This window comes from Providencia sp. AGC89, assembly GCF_053543535.1.
On the sequence record NZ_JBIXLP010000046.1, the window covers coordinates 12,638 to 31,457 of the forward strand.

25 protein-coding genes and 3 pseudogenes are annotated in these 18,820 nt (G+C 38.8%); 12 read left to right on the forward strand and 16 right to left on the reverse strand.

Features of this window, described 5'->3' with window-relative positions; translation table 11 throughout:
- Window positions 1–4 precede the first annotated feature (4 nt).
- Both fliS and fliT read left to right on the forward strand, forming a co-directional pair.
- Window positions 5–403, forward strand: coding sequence for a flagellar export chaperone FliS (fliS, locus tag ACIPUA_RS07355; RefSeq protein ID WP_048606814.1), 399 nt, complete (start codon window positions 5–7; stop codon window positions 401–403).
- Window positions 393–782, forward strand: a complete 390-nt coding sequence (fliT, locus tag ACIPUA_RS07360; RefSeq protein WP_042844217.1) for a flagellar protein FliT — start codon at window positions 393–395, stop codon at window positions 780–782. The genes fliS and fliT overlap by 11 nt, the downstream gene beginning before the upstream one ends.
- A 66-nt stretch (window positions 783–848) precedes the next feature.
- Here the strand turns inward: fliT and def are convergent, their stop codons facing one another.
- A complete protein-coding gene (def, locus tag ACIPUA_RS07365) occupies window positions 849–1,358 on the reverse strand; it encodes a peptide deformylase (RefSeq protein ID WP_042844218.1) in 510 nt (169 codons plus the stop codon).
- 737 nt (window positions 1,359–2,095) lie between these two features.
- On the opposite strand from def, the gene ACIPUA_RS07370 reads away from it, so the two are divergent.
- Complete coding sequence (locus tag ACIPUA_RS07370) at window positions 2,096–2,548, forward strand: DUF1097 domain-containing protein (protein ID WP_042844220.1); 453 nt, start codon at window positions 2,096–2,098, stop codon at window positions 2,546–2,548.
- 447 nt (window positions 2,549–2,995) lie between these two features.
- On the opposite strand, the gene ACIPUA_RS07375 is transcribed toward ACIPUA_RS07370, so the two are convergent.
- From ACIPUA_RS07375 to ACIPUA_RS07385, 3 genes are all read right to left on the reverse strand, one after another.
- Window positions 2,996–3,493: a hypothetical protein gene (locus ACIPUA_RS07375; protein WP_048606812.1), complete on the reverse strand. Its 498-nt coding sequence runs from the start codon at window positions 3,491–3,493 to the stop codon at window positions 2,996–2,998.
- 108 nt (window positions 3,494–3,601) lie between these two features.
- Window positions 3,602–3,961: an MmcQ/YjbR family DNA-binding protein gene (locus ACIPUA_RS07380; protein ID WP_071547939.1), complete on the reverse strand. Its 360-nt coding sequence runs from the start codon at window positions 3,959–3,961 to the stop codon at window positions 3,602–3,604.
- A gap of 431 nt (window positions 3,962–4,392) precedes the next feature.
- Entirely contained in the window at window positions 4,393–4,788 is a 396-nt protein-coding gene (locus ACIPUA_RS07385) for a hypothetical protein (protein ID WP_449059520.1), read from the reverse strand.
- Window positions 4,789–5,266: 478 nt separating this feature from the next.
- On the opposite strand from ACIPUA_RS07385, the gene ACIPUA_RS07390 reads away from it, so the two are divergent.
- Entirely contained in the window at window positions 5,267–5,398 is a 132-nt protein-coding gene (locus tag ACIPUA_RS07390; RefSeq protein WP_048606810.1) for an entericidin A/B family lipoprotein, read from the forward strand.
- A gap of 231 nt (window positions 5,399–5,629) precedes the next feature.
- Here ACIPUA_RS07390 and ymcF read toward each other — a convergent pair.
- The 3 genes and pseudogenes from ymcF to ACIPUA_RS07405 form a co-directional block, all read right to left on the reverse strand.
- Window positions 5,630–5,752 (reverse strand): annotated as a pseudogene (gene ymcF, locus ACIPUA_RS07395) (cold shock small protein YmcF); the annotation flags it as partial.
- 7 nt (window positions 5,753–5,759) lie between these two features.
- Window positions 5,760–5,972 (reverse strand): transcription antiterminator/RNA stability regulator CspE, encoded by a 213-nt coding sequence (gene cspE, locus ACIPUA_RS07400; protein ID WP_042844225.1) that lies wholly within the window; start codon window positions 5,970–5,972, stop codon window positions 5,760–5,762.
- A 347-nt stretch (window positions 5,973–6,319) separates the two neighbouring features.
- Window positions 6,320–6,727 (reverse strand): ASCH domain-containing protein, encoded by a 408-nt coding sequence (locus tag ACIPUA_RS07405; protein WP_042844226.1) that lies wholly within the window; start codon window positions 6,725–6,727, stop codon window positions 6,320–6,322.
- 784 nt (window positions 6,728–7,511) lie between these two features.
- Between ACIPUA_RS07405 and ACIPUA_RS07410 the strand changes: the two are divergent.
- Both ACIPUA_RS07410 and ACIPUA_RS07415 read left to right on the forward strand, forming a co-directional pair.
- Window positions 7,512–7,631 (forward strand): annotated as a pseudogene (locus ACIPUA_RS07410) (IS3 family transposase); the annotation flags it as partial.
- Window positions 7,632–7,943: 312 nt separating this feature from the next.
- A complete protein-coding gene (locus tag ACIPUA_RS07415) occupies window positions 7,944–8,279 on the forward strand; it encodes a hypothetical protein (protein ID WP_449059521.1) in 336 nt (111 codons plus the stop codon).
- 116 nt (window positions 8,280–8,395) lie between these two features.
- On the opposite strand, the gene ACIPUA_RS07420 is transcribed toward ACIPUA_RS07415, so the two are convergent.
- From ACIPUA_RS07420 to ACIPUA_RS07430, 3 genes and pseudogenes are all read right to left on the reverse strand, one after another.
- A complete protein-coding gene (locus ACIPUA_RS07420; protein ID WP_449059522.1) occupies window positions 8,396–9,142 on the reverse strand; it encodes a hypothetical protein in 747 nt (248 codons plus the stop codon).
- 86 nt (window positions 9,143–9,228) lie between these two features.
- Window positions 9,229–9,707 (reverse strand): annotated as a pseudogene (locus ACIPUA_RS07425) (type II toxin-antitoxin system death-on-curing family toxin).
- A gap of 12 nt (window positions 9,708–9,719) precedes the next feature.
- Window positions 9,720–9,899, reverse strand: a complete 180-nt coding sequence (locus tag ACIPUA_RS07430; protein ID WP_048606808.1) for a hypothetical protein — start codon at window positions 9,897–9,899, stop codon at window positions 9,720–9,722.
- A gap of 309 nt (window positions 9,900–10,208) precedes the next feature.
- On the opposite strand from ACIPUA_RS07430, the gene ACIPUA_RS07435 reads away from it, so the two are divergent.
- Window positions 10,209–10,454 (forward strand): Arc family DNA-binding protein, encoded by a 246-nt coding sequence (locus ACIPUA_RS07435; protein ID WP_048606807.1) that lies wholly within the window; start codon window positions 10,209–10,211, stop codon window positions 10,452–10,454.
- Between the two features lie 12 nt (window positions 10,455–10,466).
- Here ACIPUA_RS07435 and ACIPUA_RS07440 read toward each other — a convergent pair whose 3' ends face one another.
- The 5 genes from ACIPUA_RS07440 to ACIPUA_RS07460 all read right to left on the reverse strand — a co-directional run bounded on the left by ACIPUA_RS07440 (window position 10,467) and on the right by ACIPUA_RS07460 (window position 12,842).
- Window positions 10,467–10,715, reverse strand: a complete 249-nt coding sequence (locus ACIPUA_RS07440) for a hypothetical protein (RefSeq protein WP_449059523.1) — start codon at window positions 10,713–10,715, stop codon at window positions 10,467–10,469.
- A 17-nt stretch (window positions 10,716–10,732) separates the two neighbouring features.
- Window positions 10,733–10,978 carry a DUF6246 family protein gene (locus ACIPUA_RS07445; protein WP_048606803.1) on the reverse strand — a complete coding sequence of 82 codons (246 nt, stop codon included), beginning with the start codon at window positions 10,976–10,978 and terminating at the stop codon, window positions 10,733–10,735.
- Between the two features lie 190 nt (window positions 10,979–11,168).
- Window positions 11,169–11,672 (reverse strand): hypothetical protein, encoded by a 504-nt coding sequence (locus ACIPUA_RS07450; RefSeq protein ID WP_048606800.1) that lies wholly within the window; start codon window positions 11,670–11,672, stop codon window positions 11,169–11,171.
- 244 nt (window positions 11,673–11,916) lie between these two features.
- The gene (locus ACIPUA_RS07455) at window positions 11,917–12,633 is read right to left on the reverse strand and encodes an antitermination protein Q (protein WP_449059524.1); all 717 of its coding nucleotides are present in this window, start codon (window positions 12,631–12,633) and stop codon (window positions 11,917–11,919) included.
- 32 nt (window positions 12,634–12,665) lie between these two features.
- Window positions 12,666–12,842: a hypothetical protein gene (locus ACIPUA_RS07460; RefSeq protein WP_155405727.1), complete on the reverse strand. Its 177-nt coding sequence runs from the start codon at window positions 12,840–12,842 to the stop codon at window positions 12,666–12,668.
- A gap of 51 nt (window positions 12,843–12,893) precedes the next feature.
- On the opposite strand from ACIPUA_RS07460, the gene ACIPUA_RS07465 reads away from it, so the two are divergent.
- Window positions 12,894–13,508, forward strand: coding sequence for a tyrosine-type recombinase/integrase (locus ACIPUA_RS07465; protein WP_276319016.1), 615 nt, complete (start codon window positions 12,894–12,896; stop codon window positions 13,506–13,508).
- A gap of 5 nt (window positions 13,509–13,513) precedes the next feature.
- Here ACIPUA_RS07465 and fliE read toward each other — a convergent pair whose 3' ends face one another.
- Window positions 13,514–13,825, reverse strand: coding sequence for a flagellar hook-basal body complex protein FliE (fliE, locus tag ACIPUA_RS07470; RefSeq protein WP_042844236.1), 312 nt, complete (start codon window positions 13,823–13,825; stop codon window positions 13,514–13,516).
- Window positions 13,826–14,069: 244 nt separating this feature from the next.
- Between fliE and fliF the strand changes: the two genes are divergently transcribed.
- From fliF to fliI, 4 genes are read left to right on the forward strand one after another with little or no spacing between them, the layout of a single operon-like run.
- The gene (gene fliF / locus ACIPUA_RS07475) at window positions 14,070–15,755 is read left to right on the forward strand and encodes a flagellar basal-body MS-ring/collar protein FliF (protein ID WP_042844238.1); all 1,686 of its coding nucleotides are present in this window, start codon (window positions 14,070–14,072) and stop codon (window positions 15,753–15,755) included.
- The gene (fliG, locus tag ACIPUA_RS07480) at window positions 15,752–16,744 is read left to right on the forward strand and encodes a flagellar motor switch protein FliG (RefSeq protein WP_042844239.1); all 993 of its coding nucleotides are present in this window, start codon (window positions 15,752–15,754) and stop codon (window positions 16,742–16,744) included. Before fliF ends, fliG begins: the two co-directional genes overlap by 4 nt.
- The gene (fliH, locus tag ACIPUA_RS07485; RefSeq protein WP_042844240.1) at window positions 16,737–17,456 is read left to right on the forward strand and encodes a flagellar assembly protein FliH; all 720 of its coding nucleotides are present in this window, start codon (window positions 16,737–16,739) and stop codon (window positions 17,454–17,456) included. The genes fliG and fliH overlap by 8 nt, the downstream gene beginning before the upstream one ends.
- Window positions 17,453–18,817: a flagellar protein export ATPase FliI gene (gene fliI / locus ACIPUA_RS07490; protein ID WP_048606797.1), complete on the forward strand. Its 1,365-nt coding sequence runs from the start codon at window positions 17,453–17,455 to the stop codon at window positions 18,815–18,817. The genes fliH and fliI overlap by 4 nt, the downstream gene beginning before the upstream one ends.
- Window positions 18,818–18,820: the final 3 nt, after the last annotated feature.

Here is an 18,820-nt window from a genome sequence, read left to right on the forward strand (position 1 = left end):
AAACATGTATCAAAGACACGCACAGCAAACCTATCAGCAGGTTGATTTGGAAAGTGAAATTACCAATGCGACCCCATACCAATTGATCCAGATTCTGTTTAAAGGGGCGCTTAGTGCCCTAAAACGCGGGGAGATTTTTATGCAGCAGGGTAAGGTGGCAGAAAAAGGTAAAGAAATCTCAAAAGCTATCGACATCATTGACACAGGGTTAAAGCAGTCGTTAAATTATGAGGCTGGCGGCGAGCTTGCTGAAAACTTAGCAAGCTTGTATGAGTATATGACAATGCAGTTACTTCGCGCCAACCTCGAAAACAACGTGGCTTATGTCCAAGAAGTTTACCAATTACTCTCCGATATCGCTTCTGCATGGCAGCAAATCGGTGCAAATGTGGATGAAAGATAATCAGGTGGACAATAAAAATCCTATCGATTTACATGAAATATACCGTAATGTCTTAGTATTGAGTGAAGAGTTAGTTGCCTTAGCGCAATCCGGGGAATGGGAGACATTAGTCTCCCGCGAGACAGAATATGTCCTTGCGGTGGAAAACCTCACCCAGTTGACCCAAGCGTTCGAACAACAACAACCAATCACTGAAGAATTTATTCAGTTATTGCATAAAATTATTGAAAATGAACGTATTACTAAAGAATATTTACAGCAGCATTTAAATTTCTTAAGCAAAGAAATGAAACAATTAGACCAAAAACGGGTACTCAATAATAGCTACGGCCAATTTGATGAGCCAGATACCCCGATTGTCATTCGCCCCATGGAATAAAAACCAGTCCGTGTGTCAGGCCATTAGACCTGACACGCCATTTTCGGATATAAATACCAAAAACGACTATTGTTGCTGTTTTAAACGCTGTTGTTTTTTCAGCTTTTTTAATAGCATATTACGTTTTAGTGGTGATAGGTGGTCGAGGAACACTTTGCCATGTAAGTGGTCAATTTCATGCTGCATCACAATCGCCAAGAACTCATCAGTATCGACTTCAAACGCTTTGCCATGCCTATCGAATGCTTTAACTTTAACACGCAGAAAACGCGCTACATCCGCATAAATTTCAGGGACTGACAAACACCCTTCTTGGTAGCTAGTTTCCCCTTCACTTTCCACAATTTCAGGGTTCACAAACACCATTGGTTGGTCGCGGTTTTCTGAAATATCTATCACCATAATCGACTTGGTTTCAGCAATTTGGGTTGCAGCAAGGCCAATTCCATTATCAGTGCTGTACATGGTATCGATTAAATCGTCAATTAAGGTTTGAACTGCGGCGAAATCCGTCACAGGGCTGCATTTAATACGCAGTCTCTCATCAGGGATTTCAATAATTTCTCTTACTGCCATGGTTTAAATCCTATTAATTCAGTCTTTATTCTCAATAATTAAATCTATTGCTCAGCTAAAGTTGCTATATCACCACAATGGCGGCCACAACCACTTAATAAATATAGTAAAAATAGATATTAAGAGTTAAATAGGCTGACACATTAAGTTATTTAGCTATTTTTAAAAGAATAAGTATAAAAAACATTATCGGCTTTTTTATTTACTAACAATATGCAAAAAATGACATCTAGATTGAACGCAATTTATTCAACACCCTATTAATGATAAAGAAAGTGAACAAATTGAGTTAAAATTCCCTGAAAAAACAAAGTATAGTGAAATTTGACAGAAAAATACCATGTTATTTAACAAACTGCATCAAAAATTGGCAAAAAGTGTCATTCTATACATCGTCCTGTTTACACTCTATCAATATTGGTTCATTTATCGCGACACTATCCCCTTTAAGCTAAGCTGATATTTTACACCATTGTGCGATGTAATCGATTGCAATTGATCTAAGCGTAAATAATCGCGGATACAAATTGCAACGCTTTATTTATCTCTATACAATGCTCGCCTTTACAAGGGGGCATCCTCCTCATTCAAGCAATAATTACCTTATTATTAATAAGTTAACTTGGTGCTATACCCATTAACAGCATCAGGCTATTAAAAAGAACACAAAGCTGAATCGAATCAACTTAGAGCCATACAACCTAGAGATATACTCTACATAACTTAAAGTGCATATTGTGAAATTACTATTTTGTCTTTCGTTAACCACCGCCATTCTCTCTGGTATTTGGGCTTGGGTCGCAGACTCTTTAGGGTTAATTAGCTGGGCTGGTTTTCTTGGCTGTACAGCTTATTTTGCTTATCCAAAAGATGGCGTTAAAGGGCTTGGTATTACTGCTTTAACGGTTAGTAGTGGCGTTATTTGGGGGTTAGTGATCCTCAATAGTGGCCATTATATTCAACATCTACCCAGTTATGTGGGTTATTTTATTACAGGCTTAGTTGCTTTTTTTATGTGTATTCAAGCCAAAAAACAGTGGCTAGCTTATATACCCGGTACCTTTGTGGGGACATGCACTATTTTTGCAACACAAGGCGCATGGTTAATTACCATTCAATCATTACTTGTTGGCATACTTTTTGGTTTTGCGATGAAAAAGAGTGGGCTTTGGATATCGGATAAATGGTAAAAAAAAACCGCCACTCAGGCGGTTTAAACATAAATATAACCAAGGGAATTTCAAACAAATTCAATATTACATTAAACAGGTATAACAGCAACACTTAACATAATGATTTAATTAGGAATTACCAACAATTCCCACTAAGTAACCCTACTTAAATCAAAATATTAAATAAACTAAATATTATTAATGAAGCAATTAAAAATCAGATTAAGACTCTTTTTTTGACTAAAAAAGATTATGACTTTGAGAAAAAACACCCCAATATCCATTGGGGGCATTTTTCAATATTTCATAATTAAGATTAATCTGCCTTAATTAATAACCATTAATGCTTTAACTGCCAATTAATAACATTAGTTTACTAATTTAATAACCATATGCCGCTTATATTTAAATTAAATTTATTATAAATAACGACCAATCAAGTTATTTTTAATATAACCCAAAGTATTAAGGTGTGAATGTTACAACCCCAATGGGGTTGTGTGTTGATTTAGTTGTCAGCCAAATACTAATGTTACCTATAGGTGTTGTGAACCTCTCACTTGTTTTATCGCAAGCCTCACTGTTTTGGCAATTTTGCTTTATCTTAGTGATGAGGTCTGCATTGAAACCATTTTTTTGCAGAAAATCAGCTTCAATATTCAGCTTTTCATTAAAATTCTGGAAACTGGGATTACGCCCATCAATCCCCGCGAATGTAGAAATAACTTTGACCAGCGCTCCTTTATCAAAGGTGAGTTCATTTGAATAGGACCATTGATTAAAAGGCTTCTGATTTTCAAACTTACAAGTTGTGATATTTTCTTTCGTTTCACAGTTACCATCTTTAACAAAGTTGATACTTTCCATTGACTGCCCCCAAGTTAAGCCAAATGGAGCATCAGGCTTGCTATCACAACCAACTAATAAGGCTGTAAAAGCCATTGCGACTAAAATTTTTTTCATCATCATGCCTTTTTAGTGTTCTATCGTTTGAAAGTAGTAAATGATACTAACAACTGGATACCATAACGCTAAAGAAAAAATACAGTAACAAGTTTACAAACCAACCCGCTATTTATAGGTTAGTTTATAACTTTCATCGATCAACAAGGTAAGTTCGTGCTTATTAAAATCACTATTCAGATGTACCGTCACCCAGTGCTCCTTGTTCATATGGTATGCAGGGTAAACACCTTTAATTAGCCTTAAAGAACCAACTAATTCAGGGGCAGCTTTCAGGTTTATAATGTCAATTATCTTACCCCCTCCACCTTCATATAATTTATTTGCTGGAATACTCATCATAACAGCAAACCACTTTGAGTTGTTTGTATGCCGAAAAACAAGGTATTTAGGCAGCTTAGCCCATGGGTGTTCAGGAGCTACACCATAATGGCTCTGTATATAATCAATGACCTCGTCTCTCTTCATGTTTTGCCCTCATCAACTCACTGCAACCATGTTAGATCAGTAAAAATGCAAATTAAAACCAATAAATACCTTGATGCTTTGGAAATAGGGTTATACAACTAGAATACCAATAAGTGCCTAATCTACAGATAAATACAGCTCTCACTTTCTAGATTACTTATTGAATTTTATTAATTATTTTTAAGAATATAGTCTAGTTAACTTTGATAACGTTACTCTTGCTGTTAAAAACTTACAAAAAGAAACATATTTTTAACTATGTATTCATAAGCTAACTAAAGAAGCGGTATAGTGAACACCAATGTTAATCTCATTTAATACATTCCTTTCGGCTCCTACTCGGAGCCATTTTTTTCTTGATATAATCGTTAACCTAAGCAAACCCGATGGAACACTTCACATTGGACAAAATTAATTTTTTAGCCGTAATCTTATTCACAACTATTACCCCATCTCTTTTGAAAGTCATTCTCTGACATTATTTCACCTTCAAAATCAAATAATGGAAAAGAATACACGCATGAGCCCTGCTTACTTGCGGCCACTTGGACGATAAACCGTTTATATTTATAAGGGCTCCCATCCTTAAAAGTAAAAACTTCGCCGCAGACATGACCAATCACTTTATTTTTCATGCTAGTGCCGTTTGAATAAAACGTGACATTTTTAAAACTAGCCGCTTGAGGTTGATACATAAAATCAGCAACCATCGCTTTTGCGCCGTCAATAACGCTCGGGTTTTTACTCACATTCAGAGAAACGCCAAATACAAATGCAAGCAATACCAATAATAGAACACATAAGAAACGCAAAATCTTAGTTAGCACATCAAATAACCATGAATGAAATACAGGCTCAAAATGTACTCTTTATAACCATCCAGAGCAATAAAAACGCGTACTCATCAGGCAATTACATTAATTGAGTGATTAGGTGACATAGATAAAACTCGCGTAAAGGATAAATGACCAAGCAACGTTAGCTCAAACCTTTACAAAATTATTCTGGTTATTTTTTAACCATGGTTATACATTAATATTCTCAGCTGAAGAACGTTAAAAACACTGAGTACATAGAACCAAGCAATAAATTACTCTCGATAGCATACTAATAAGACAGTCTAGTGTATTTAAACCTTGATACCCTGCGATCCCTTAACCCAATTGCAGGGTTCTTTTTATTTCCTGAAATACTCATTTATTTACATCGGCAAAATAAGCGAAAAATGACACTGTTGATATTCTGCTATAATTAAACAAGCACTATCTGATGACTTGTGTTTTTTTACAACGAGAGGAAGAAGATATGTTAAAAAAGATCAGTTTATTCGTATGCTCAATCGCGGTTATATTCTCTTTAACAGCCTGTAATACCACCAAAGGCGTCGGTGAAGATGTCGAGGCCGGAGGCGAAGCGATACAGAGAGCGGCTCAATAGTGACCCAAGGCAGGCTGAATTAGCGTCACTAAAGGCTACTTAATGTAGCCTTTATAATATGAATAGGGTTATTATTTTATTAATTATCTGAAGATCATGCATATATATTATTGGAATTTAATCGCCATATAATAGGTTATCGTAAAAACCTAACCTATTAATGTCAAAAAACCCCGCACTTGGCGAGGTTTTAAATATTGACCTAACTGGCCGCTAATTAGCTTGAGCTTTCATCGCACTTTTGCAAAAAATACATTTTGCACCATGTGGATTACTTACTGAAATATCAAACTGTGAAGTCCGATATTGTGAGCCGCTACAGCAAGGACATTTAAAATAAAAATAAATTTTTATTGTGCCCTTAAAGCGCAACTACATTTGCAGCAGCTGGACCTTTCATACCATTTTCAATGGTAAATGAAACTTGTTGGCCTTCAGCTAAAGATTTGAAGTTATCGCTCTGGATTGCAGAGAAGTGAACAAACACATCTTTACTGCCATCAGCAGGAGTAATAAAACCAAAACCTTTATCATCGTTAAACCATTTTACTGAACCAGTCATTGTATTAGACATAGAATTTCCTTTAATTTTTTAATTTTGCCATAAGGCATATGTGCGGTTTGTTTGGTATTTTTACTTATGGGAATTAATTAGAAGGAATTCGCAATGAAGAGGTATCTGAGATAGCGCTTAATGGTGAACATCTTAAAACTGACTAGCATAAATAGGCCTGTACTTCCAAACCAGTGAACGAATTAGACCACAAATATTTAGAGATAGCAAACTTTATTATACTAACCATTAAATAACTAGCTTTATAAGAGAAGTTTAATGACCAGGGTTTACGGCGCATAGGATAAATATGTTTATTTTATATTCCATCCAATAAAAACCCACTGTAAGCGGGTCTTGTAAGTTTTTTAAATGACTTCAATTAGCTCAAACTCTTCAGCAACTAGCTCCATATCATCAGAAAAACAGCCTTCTCGAGTAAAAAAGTCCTTATGACCCGCTCTCCAAAAATCTAAGCTTAAATCACCCTCACCTTCTTTCCTCGCAAACTCTTCAGTAACTTCATTAAACTTAATTAGTTTTAATGCTGTTGTCCGTATCACACACTTAGGCTCTTTAGCCCCATTAAGGATAATATTGATGCCACCAATTTTAATTAAATCTTCAGATAAATAGGATTTCAATGAACTACATGACGCGGTTTTACGCCCATTAACTACAAGAGCAACTAACTCATCAGCAAGTTCGGGGCTATCACCGAATGACCATACCGATGCATTTGGGTATTTAGTTTTTAATTTATCCAAAGTATTCATTATCAATCTCTCTATATTCTTTATTAACCTGACAATATATATTTATTATGGTCACTTGTCATACTTGTGGCATATCACTAAACGCCCTATCTATTTCTTCATGAGGTTTTGGTAGATGGATAATAGAACGCAAATCTTTTGGAAAAGAAAGTCAGTGATAATGGAAACTTTAATGAAGGTTATGGAAATGGAGCAAGACTAATCACATGGCTAACGGACAAGCACGTGAAAGAGGCCCGTTCAGGAAAAATTAAAAGGCATTAATAAAGATATAAACCGACAAATCACTCAGGCTGTTAACGTTGGGAGCCGTAAAAATGCCCTCGATAAGCTCACTGGAATGGTTGTGATGACAGCCAAAAATCAAAACGCTATCAAGCACAAGTAACCCACCGCACCAACACTAATGTATAAACATAATAATGGAAACCGCTTTCCCAACACTTTCAGCTAACGTGAAAGGATGCGTAGGGAATAATTGCCCGAAAAATTGAATAGCAACAAATGAAGCTTCCATAAATAACACCTATACAAATCAGAATGCAATCATTTAAACAGAATAAATAATTGTTATCAATCGATAAGTAATGGTTTCCCACATCCAGAGGTAAGCATGAATATTGATAAATACAAATTACGTGTAACCCAAAACGTAAGTACACCATGAACCCCATATTTTAATTGCCTAGCCATAACAATAAAATTAACTCTTCAACCTAAAGGAGAACTTGAATGGTTAATAATATATATAGTGTGGATAACTGAAAATGATGCCAGCTAAATTGATATTTTTGAGTATATCGAAATGTTCTACAACGTTAAACGCAGGCACGGTTCCAATAATCAACAGTCGCCTGTAGAGTATGAAAAACGGTATAAAGGAAAATTAGTGAGTGTCTACTGAATTGGTGGCTATTCACTATTCAAATAATACTTATCAGTCACGTAGCTACAACCTGAAAGCAAAATCACAAAAATAAAAGATAGAAGAATTCCCTTTTTCATACACCACCATAAATTTAACTTAAGATTTATTGATATTATCAAGGAAGCGAAAAAACCTCAATCAAGAGGCGTAATGTGTGATCTGGATTGCAAGCCCAAGGACGGGCTATCTACAGCAATCTTACTTAATTAAGCTAACTCTTATTTTATTGCTTATAACTACCCTATTATTATTCGCTATTTCTAACTCTCTTACAGTGAGGCCTTAGCCATGGGCGTATCAATCTATTATTCAGCAACTAGGAACTCCCTATTAACAACCACCGAAAAAGACTCATTTAACAATCTGGTGAATAAGTTAAATCAATCCTTTCCATACAAAAATGAAGCTGAAACTCTAAACTTTTATGAAGAGTTGTCTCAGGGGTTTATTTTAGAAGGCTCAACGAAACTGCCTTTAGAAGACGAAGCTATATTAATGGAATCAATCGAGTATTGGCTTGAAGCACTTTCGCAGTTAACTTTATCGCTATCTTCAGCCGATTGGATTGTAAATATTGAAGACAGCCCTACCAGTTGGGTTAATGACCGATGGGTAATGCAATGAAATCAGCCCAAGGACAGGCTAGATTCCTACCGAGTGTTAGCTTAGCGGGAGTGCAAATTGAAGCAAACAAAAAAGGCCGCATGAGCGACCTAATCAATGTTTTTGCTATTTGTTCATTACTTATTGACGTAATTTGCATACAGTATAAGTAATATTGGCGTCGCAATAATATCAGCAGCAATAGTAAATGGTGTAATCATAACATTGCCAGCCAATTTCCCAGCACTAAGTGATGTATATTCCTCTGAAGTATAAAACTCAACCTTATATGATTGGTTTAGCTTAGCATTGGGGGCTGATAGAAGAGTGATCTCGTCCCTATCAAATAAATAGCCACTTAGCGGGATTGTTTTAACCCATGACTTATCATTATCAAATCGCCTCTCACTAAAACCAAAATCCTTAAGGTTTTTCTCTTGTTCTGGACTTAACTTGTACTTTTTATCTATATAAACAAAGTAGCTGTCATTAAATTTTACTAGTCCTTCTTTGCGCTCATCTGGCTTTATCTCTATTCTAATAACTCCCTCAGGGTTATTAAATGCTGACAATGGAATTACTTTAACCAACTCATTTAATTTCATTAATTCAGCAGAGCCATTCGTGAGTATATAAACATATTTATCACCTAAAAAACCATAACCTGAAGTAGGAAGCTCAATATCTTTTAATTTTTTATTAGTTAGTTTATTTTTAACGCTAATATCTTTATATTCAAAAGCTGATACAATATTATCTTTTAAATCAACACTCGCCCTTGTTTTAGTCTCTTTTGCTGCGTTAGAATCCCAAACAGCTGCAGTTACGCACCCAGTAGAGCTTAAAATCGATACGCTCAAAAAGCACGCTAGTAATTTATTCATTCCATTACCTTAAAAGTTTAGCTTAAGTTCATCGGCATGTTATGGCAATGCTGCATTTAAGACAATAAAAAACCCACCGAGGTGGGTTAATCTGATTTAATGCTGAATATCGAGCAGTATTCAATGCCTATTCGCTCTTTGCAAAGTTGCCTTGAATCAAAATCTCTTGACCAATTACACAGCCAACTGTCCAGTTCATCAAGCGAATATTCTTTAGTTGCTAGTCCGCGAGCCATTTCGACCACTTCATCCTCTGGAGCCGTTAGTTCATAACCATTAAGTAATAAAAAACGTACCCTGCCATCATGGCGGTTCGTTTGTTCGCATTGGCAAAAGGATGGTTTTGTATCAGGCTTTCAATTAATACTGCAGCAAGAACAAACATATCATCTGTTTATTCATAGTATTTTACTTGGCTTGGTCTTGATTGGGATGAGCTAAGGTTGTTAAAGTTTAATACTTCGATTGGCTCATTGGGCGTTTGTCGCTCTATCAATGTTCTATTGATGTTTATTATATCATCGATAGACAGATAGTTAATTCCTTCAACAAACTCCCCTGTGATATTCAGCACTCACTATACCTTAGCTAATTTTTCCATGGTTTTTTCATAGCGAGTGAAACCAAAGTCAAAAGCATTCTTGACTTGATTATCATGACTTCCTTGCTCGCTCATGGCAGCTCTTGGCGCTGCGATTTTATTTTTGTCACGAGCAGGTATATTTAAGCGATTAGGCTTTTGCAGTGCGTGACTCATATTAACTTCGTTATAAACCAATGAGTTATAATTTACATCTAGGTATACGATGCGTATTACCTCTGGTTATAATGAAAGTTAAGTTTCATTAAGTCAACAGTTTTGCTTGTATTTTACATTGACGCTCGTATAATTCGCGCCCCGCGAGATTGCCATGCTCTTTTTTATCTGCAATAAAAAGATACCTTGCCACTGACAAAAGCACCACGCAAACAAAAATACTGTATACATATACAACGATACCTACTTGATACTCATTAATACCTAAAAAACACCTATCTAGAATGAGAGTTTTTGAGGATAGGTGGCATGGAAAGAAAATATAAGCATCCGCAGGTTAACCTCAGATTACCGACTGATTTAAAAGATAGAATTCAAGAGTTAGCTGAATTTAATAATCAGTCAGCCAATCAAGAAACGGTCGCAGCTATCGAATATTGGATACTGCGTAATTCTCATGTTGAAGTTTTAACGATTTCTGATGCGGCTGAGCGCATATTCCAGCTTGAACGAGAGATGGAAGTCGTTAAAGAAAAATTAGGGATTAAGAAGTAGAGTCTCATGGCGTTATTTTTTATATTCTTTCAGAATAGCGCCAGACTCACTTAACGCCTGAAATACATCTCCTTCTTTTAATTCAATAAACATTAGATTATTTTCCCTTGAGCTATCAACCCTGCAAATGATAACAACATCACTATAATATCTATCGTTAGAAGAAAAACCACTAGTGAACTCAACGCTACTTACTTTAATCAACTCCTGCTCTACGTTAAGCTTACCTACAGGATTTTTGCGTAAAACATGTAAATACATAGTTACCCCTTGTTCCTTTAGCTTGTGCAATTCGACGCTTTTTTACGCTCGAAATAATCATCAACAGCAGTGTCATATTCTTCTTTGGTGAAGCCTTTTTCCTCTGAATACTTAGCTTTAAGCATCATCAGAAACTCTGACATTGTGAGCTTCTCGGCTTCATCGCGATTCATCTCAAAGTGGACACGGGATGCATTGATATATTCGACAGCATTAAATGAATCAATGAATTCTTTATCACTCTCATTGCGCTGTAGCTTCACCCCCTACGGAGTGCCTGAGGTTGAGTTAATAAATAGCCGCACACAGCTCTTGTGTTAATTGATAACGAGGGTAATTGATTCTGTGGCGGCGTATACGAAAAAAGGCCGCACTAGGCGACCTCTTGAATGTGAACTATCCGGAAATTCCGGAGAGTTGGAATTAATAACAAAAATCAGATGATGATTTATATCATCGTTCCCACCGCCATTCCCAAGACTTGCTATCTCCACCTATGGAGCCTAAACTCTGAAGTCTTTCCCTATTTCGGTCGATCTCTATTTGCTTCATTCTACTCTCGATATTTTGCTTTTCATCTCTAGATAGATCTCTATAAATATACATAGCCTCAAGCGAGCTATATTCTCTATCTAAAGATTGGATTTTTCGTTGCGATGCTTCAGATTGCTCTTTTTCCCTCTTTCGCCTGTCATTCTCTTGCTTATCTCTTTCATATCTAAGATAATCCAACGAATAGGCATATGAGTCATCATTTTGACTTCTTACAGCGACTCTGTTTTGTTGTTGCTCTAATTCAACCTCAAACTTTGTTTTGCCGTGCCCCACTGAGTAGGTATTTATGGGTTTAACTCTGCTGGAAGATCCTTTAATTTTTTGGGTTTCACTTTTTATCTCCATTGCAGGTGTGGAGCATCCAAGCAAAAATAAGTAAGGTAATATTATTATCGCTTTCATATAGTCACTCTAAATAATTATCGGTATTAGATAGTATTCCAATAAATACTTTAGCGCTCAAAAATTCCATAATCGTTTTACTTATATTCAACAAAATACAATCGTTAGACTTTGAAAGCAAAAAACCCCACCGAAGTGAGGCTCTATTTTATTTCGCTTGGGATAATGAAATGCAAAATTCCCATCATTGGAAGCATGATAGTCCACTATCGCCATTCATGCAATGAATATTTCTAGTTAAGTGTTAATTTATGGAAATACTTTCTCTTTTTGTGACGATTGATAGTTGCTTTTCTGCGTTCTCCTGTTCTTTGAAACATTCCTGAATTAGCATTTCATAGAATGGCTTAATGTTTCTACGCCATGAAGTTTCGGGCAAATCAAAAACCTTATCGCAGATTTCACGCCTTACATCTTCAGCCGATAACCGTGAATATCCACGCCCCGAGCATTTGCAGCATGTTTTGCAAATTATTTTAGTTGTATCTCGAACCTCTCTTGCAGTGTTAGCTATCCGAAGTGGCGCTAGCCCTCCTGAAGATACAAATACCTTTGCCTTAGTGGAATATTTAGTATCGAACACCTCGGCTTCAATAAATCCTCCGTGACAATCAGGGCAAGCCTTTTTACTGACTGCGCTTCTTGCATAGTCCTGAAATGCATAATTTGCGAGTATTTGCAGAACTGATGACCTATCATCTTCATTAAGCTTTTGGATAGCACTGTATTTATGCGCCTGAGTTAGTGCATATTGATAGAGACTTTCCACCGCTTCATCTGGCTTATTGATACCGTGTTTCGCCAAAAACAATTCAATCCCCATTCTCGCTTTCGAGGTCGCCAAACCAAGCGAGGCCATTACATCGGTGATTGTTAGGTTATCTGAAGCTGTAGCGGCTGGATAGTCACTAAACATTGGGCTCTTAGGTGAAAAGTACTTAGGTAAGTCTTCGAGTCTCATCTTACCTCCGGCAATACTGTGTGATGCCTATCTCAACCTACTGAGTAAACAATCGACTTTCCTCTTTGTTGCGCATCAAAAGTTTTCACAACAGCCAGATTTCCTAGTGGAAGCTGAATAACACTAAATTTGGCGCGATGAAGTGATTCTCTTGATTTTCTTCTAGCCGCTGCTATTGCAACTCGAAGATTTTTGTATTTATCAGTCATTGCACATCCCCCATCTGATAAGTTATGCCGTGCTGATACCAATCAGGTAACGTGAACTCAATAGGATTAGCTTGGGAAGATATAGACATGGTCGAGAAAACACTAATGGTTAGACGCAACATATTTGCACCATCCAAGTTTTCATATCCCAAAACCAGCGCTGGGACAGATAGGGTCATTCATCTTGTTGATGCTGCATTTAATTGCTTGAAAAACCAATCTGCATATACAAAGCTAACGCAGCAGATAGATATAAATGTAAATACCAGAGAATTTAAAAAAATAAGGAAGGATAAATGCACGTTTGTGTTTCAACCATCAATTGTAAGCGTCAATGGCGGCACTAGTAAATATTATTCTCCCGGTGGATTCTCACAAATATGGAAATCATTAATTCGAAAATCAGGAGTTAGACATAGAAAATCATACCAAACTAGGCACACATACGCATGCTGGATGCTAAGCACAGGCGCAAACCCTTCGTTTATAGCGACACAAATGGGACACTCATCCTCAAAGATGGTTCATGATGTTTATGGCGCTTGGATGCCTGAGAACGACCAAGACCAAATTTCTTTATTAAACCAAAGATTGAGTAATAATGTCCCCTATGCGTCCCCAAATGGAATTGAAATTAACAATACTCTTTTTAATTCAAATAGATAACCATATCACACTGGCATTGACATAATTTCTTGGTATGCAGCCACCAGCTTATTTCTGACTTGTATGCCCATTTGGAGGCTTAAACTCGCTTTTTGCATATCAACCATCACATCATTCAAAGAAATATCTTGTTTTCCCAACGTAAAGTTTTCAACTTGCTTAGCAGAATCATTACGTGTTTTATTTATTTGATTCACAGAGGCGACCAGATGATCAGCAAAACCGACGGGTTCTATTATAGGTTTTGTTGGGTTCGTTGCCTGAGTTGCCACAACATTTAATTGTGATACAACTCCTTCAATCGCTTGAACTGTCATTTTATTCTCTTCTTATATAGTGTGAATTTTTGTCACAAATTTATTTAGCAAGCTTACCCTACCACACCCTTTTTAACTTGAAGCCGATAAATAACACCTAAATTATAGGCTGATTCCGTCATTAGAACCCTACAAAACAATAAATAATAGCAAAGTGAAAAAGTGACGTTACGAAGAGGGAAATAACATTGTTTCACCAAAAGTATTTTCATCCGTCTAGTAGTCTGCCAAGCAGGGAATATTTATGAGTGCCGCATCTAAAGACACGGGGGAGGCCAAAAAGGGTTTTGCCTCAATAGTTGATCGTATTAAAGCTGATCCTAAAATACCGTTAATGATTGCGGCGGCTGCAGCTGTTTCAATTATTGTTGCCCTACTTCTCTGGTTACGCAGTCCTGACTATCGCGTACTTCTTAGTAATCTTAGTGCTAAAGATGGTGGCGATATTGTCAGCCAATTAACTCAGATGAATGTGCCATATCAAATCGCTGATAATGGTAGCGCCATTTTAGTTCCTGCAGATAAAGTGCATGAATTACGTTTGAAGCTCGCCCAATCTGGTTTACCTAAAGGGGGGAATACTGGCTTTGAATTATTAGATAAAGAACAGTTTGGTATTAGCCAATTTAGTGAACAAATTAACTACCAGCGTGCTTTAGAGGGTGAATTATCTCGCACTATCGAATCGTTGAGCCCCGTGCAAAGTGCGCGTGTACATTTAGCAATCCCAAAACCGACACTATTTGTCCGTGAGCAAAAGTTGCCTACAGCTTCTGTCACGGTAGGTTTATTACCTGGAAGAATGCTCGACGAAGGGCAAATTAGCGCCATTGTGCATATGGTCTCAAGTAGCGTAACAGGATTAACTGCAAGTAATGTAATTATAGTCGACCAAGCGGGACGCTTGCTCACAAATAATGATAACAGCCAGCAATCAGCTAATAGCGCACAAATTAAGATGACCAAAGAGATGGAATCTCATCTCAAACAACGCATTGAAGATATTTTGTCACCATTAGTTGGGCGTGCCAATATTCATGCACAAGTCACCGCGCAAATGGATTTCTCCAAGGTTGAGCAAACCTCCGAAGAATATAAGCCGAACCAAACACCGGACAGCGCCGCTATTCGTTCCCGCCAGAACAGCCAAAGTATGCAAAACAATAATGGCGGCACGGGCGGTGTCCCGGGGGCATTGTCGAATCAACCAGTTAGCGCACCGAATGCGCCAATTGAAACTAACAAAGACAATAAAGACGCACAGCAAACCACCAATAACCGTAATAACACGACTAACTCGCAAAGCGATGAAACCACAAATTACGAAGTAGATCGCAAAATTAGCCATACTCAACGGCAAATTGGCGTCATTGATAGGCTCTCGGTCGCAGTTATTGTTAATTACCATTCACAAGAAGGCGAAAATGGGCCAGAAATGAAACCATTGCCGCCAGAGATGCTACAGCAAATTGAAGCGTTAACACGAGAAGCGATGGGCTTTTCTTCAGCACGAGGAGACTCAATCAACATCACTAACTCCTTATTTACTGATGATACGCCTGTTGAAGTAGAGCCATCATTACTGTCCAATCCACAGTTGATTACACAACTTTTGGATTACGGAAAAATATTGCTCATCACCCTCATTGCTTGGTTTATGTGGCGCTTCGGTATCAAACCTCAATGGGTTAAATATCGTAAAACACAACAAGCCCAAGTTGATGCTGAAATTTTTGTCGCAACTCAGGCAAAAGCACCGTTCGTGGTAGATGAAGAAATAAACGAAGACATGGATGAGCAAACACGCCGCCGTCTTACTCGCCAGCGTGTTAGTGCAGAGATCCAAAGCCAACGTATACGTGAAATGGCAGAGAAAGACCCACAAGTCGTGGCAATGGTTATCCGTCAGTGGTTAGGAAAATCCCTATGAGTTTAAGTGGAACAGAAAAAAGTGCCGTAATGTTAATGACACTCGGTGAAGATCAGGCTGCGGAAGTATTTAAGCATCTAAACCCTAAAGAAGTTCAACAATTGAGTATGGCGGTGTCTAACATGCGCCAAATCTCCAATAACGAACTTGCGGAAGTGCTAACTGAATTTGAAGAGTCAGCAATTCAATTCGCGGCCTTAAATATCAACACAAATGATTACCTGCGTTCGGTACTGGTCAAAGCGTTGGGTGAGGAACGCGCAGCTAGCTTACTTGAAGATATCTTTGAAAAACAAGAAACCACCTCAGGTATCGAAAGCCTCAACTACATGGAGCCACAAACCGTTGCCGATATTATTCGTGATGAACATCCACAAATTATCGCCACAATTTTAGTTCACTTGAAACGTAACCTCGCTGCGGACGTACTTGAACTATTTGAAGAGCGCCAACGCAATGACATTATGCTACGTATCGCTACTTTTGGTGGAGTGCAACCTGCAGCCCTAGCGGAACTGACCGAAGTCTTAAACAACTTATTGGACGGCCAAAACCTCAAACGCAGCAAAATGGGTGGCGTAAGAACAGCAGCAGAAATTATCAACTTAATGAAAAGCCAACAAGAAGAAAGCGTTATCGATGCAATGCGGGATTACGATGGCGAATTGGCTCAACGCATTATTGATGAAATGTTCCTGTTCGAAAACCTTATCGAAGTGGACAACCGCAGTATCCAACGTATTTTGCAAGAAGTGTCAACCGACTCACTGGTCATTGCCCTCAAAGGCAGCAATCAAGCCCTGCGCGACCACTTCCTCAACAATATGGCGGTTCGCGCTGCCGAAATTGTTCGCGACGACTTGGAATCGCGTTCACCGGTTCGCATGTCCCAAGTGGAAAACGAGCAAAAAGCGATCCTGCTTATCGTTCGTCGTTTAGTAGAAAAAGGCGAAATCGCCATCGGTGGTGGAGACGATGTGTATGTCTAATTCAACAACGCCTAACGACCAATGGCAGCCTTGGCAACTGCGTGAGCTTAACCAATGGGATCTTAATTCAACTTTAAATGAAGCTCCTGAGCCAGACGCACCAAAAGTGCCATGCTTAGAGCCGAAAGAAGTCTTAGAGCAAATCAACTTGCTCGATAACATAAAAGAAGATGCGCAGCGTACAGGTTATCAACAAGGCTATGAACAAGGCCAAAAAGAGGGTTATCAAGCCGGGTTTGAACAAGGTTTACGTGCTGGCGAAGAGCAAGGGCGTGAGCAAGCACTTGCTTTGCAACAACCCGTCATTGAGACATGGCAAAAATTGTTATCTGAGTTCAATTATTCTCTTGATACCTTTGATACGGTTGTTACCACAAAGCTGCTACAAATTGCATTAACCGCTGCAAAACAAGTGTTGGGTCAATCTACTGTATGTGATGGTACTGCATTACTTGAGGAAATCAGTAACTTATTACAGCAAAAACCTATTTTTGCGGGTCAACCAGAATTACATGTTAACCCCAATCATTTTGAGTTGATTGAACAGCACCTTGGTTCACTCTTAAATCTGAATGGTTGGCGGTTAGTCGCAGACCCTAAGCTGCATATTGGGGGTTGTCGTGTGGTCGCTGAAGATGGCGAAATCGATATGACCGTCGCAACACGTTGGCAAGAATTGTGCCGTTTATATGCACCGGAGAGCTTTACATGACCGCACGTTTGGGACGCTGGATTGCCTCGCTTGACGATTTTGAATCGCGGATGAAAGGCATTCCGATGGTACGCCGTTATGGCCGCCTAACAAAAATTACGGGCTTAGTCATGGAAGCCGAGGGGATTAAAATGCCCTTAGGGGCAACCTGCTTTATTGAACGCTCCATTAATGGCGGTACAGACGAAGTTGTGTGTGAAGTCGTCGGTTTTAGTGGGCCTAGAATGTTGTTGATGCCATTAGCCGACCTCGAAGGTATCTCCCCAGGTGCTCGTGTCTATGCTCAATCAACGGGGGATGACGGGCAAACCAGCCGCTTACTCCCTATTGGTAATGAACTATTAGGGCGAGTGCTTGATGCACAAGGCACCCCATTAGATGGCAAAGGCCCACTCGAAGTTAAAACGCGAGCCCCATTAATCACACCCCCCATTAATCCTCTTGAGCGCACACCAATCAGTAGTGTGCTCGATGTCGGTGTACGAGCAATCAACGCGTTATTGACTGTGGGTAGAGGGCAACGCATGGGCCTGTTTGCTGGCTCAGGCGTAGGGAAAAGTGTATTACTTGGCATGATGGCACGCTTTACCCAAGCCGATATCATCGTCGTTGGGCTGATTGGGGAACGTGGCCGTGAAGTTAAAGATTTTATTGAAAATATTTTAGGCACTGACGGTTTAAAACGTGCAGTGGTGGTTGCTGCACCTGCTGATGTTTCCCCCCTCTTACGTATGCAAGGTGCATCTTATGCCACGCGTATCGCCGAATATTTCCGCGATCAAGGCCTCAGCGTGTTGCTGATCATGGATTCCCTCACTCGCTACAGTATGGCTCAACGCGAAATCGCCTTAGCCGTCGGTGAACCACCAGCAACGAAAGGCTACCCCCCTTCTGTTTTTGCCAAGCTACCCGCACTCGTTGAGCGCGCAGGTAATGGCAAGAATGGCGGCTCGATCACCGCTTTTTATACCGTATTAACTGAAGGCGATGACCAACAAGACCCGATCGCAGATTCTGCTCGCGCCATCCTTGATGGTCACATTGTGCTTTCTCGTTCTTTAGCAGAGTCAGGGCACTACCCAGCTATTGACATTGAAGCGTCCATTAGCCGTGCAATGACTGAACTGATCCCAAAAGAACATTACCGAAAAATTCAGCGTTTTAAACAACTCACCTCTAGCTATCAACGCAACCGCGATTTAATCAACGTGGGGGCTTATGCAATGGGAAGTGACCCAATGCTGGATACTGCAATTCAATATTACCCACGTATGTCTAAGTTTTTACAGCAAGATATTGATGAACGTTGTGATTACCAAACTGCTTGCGAGCAATTACAGCAAGTGGTACCTAGCGAGTAACGA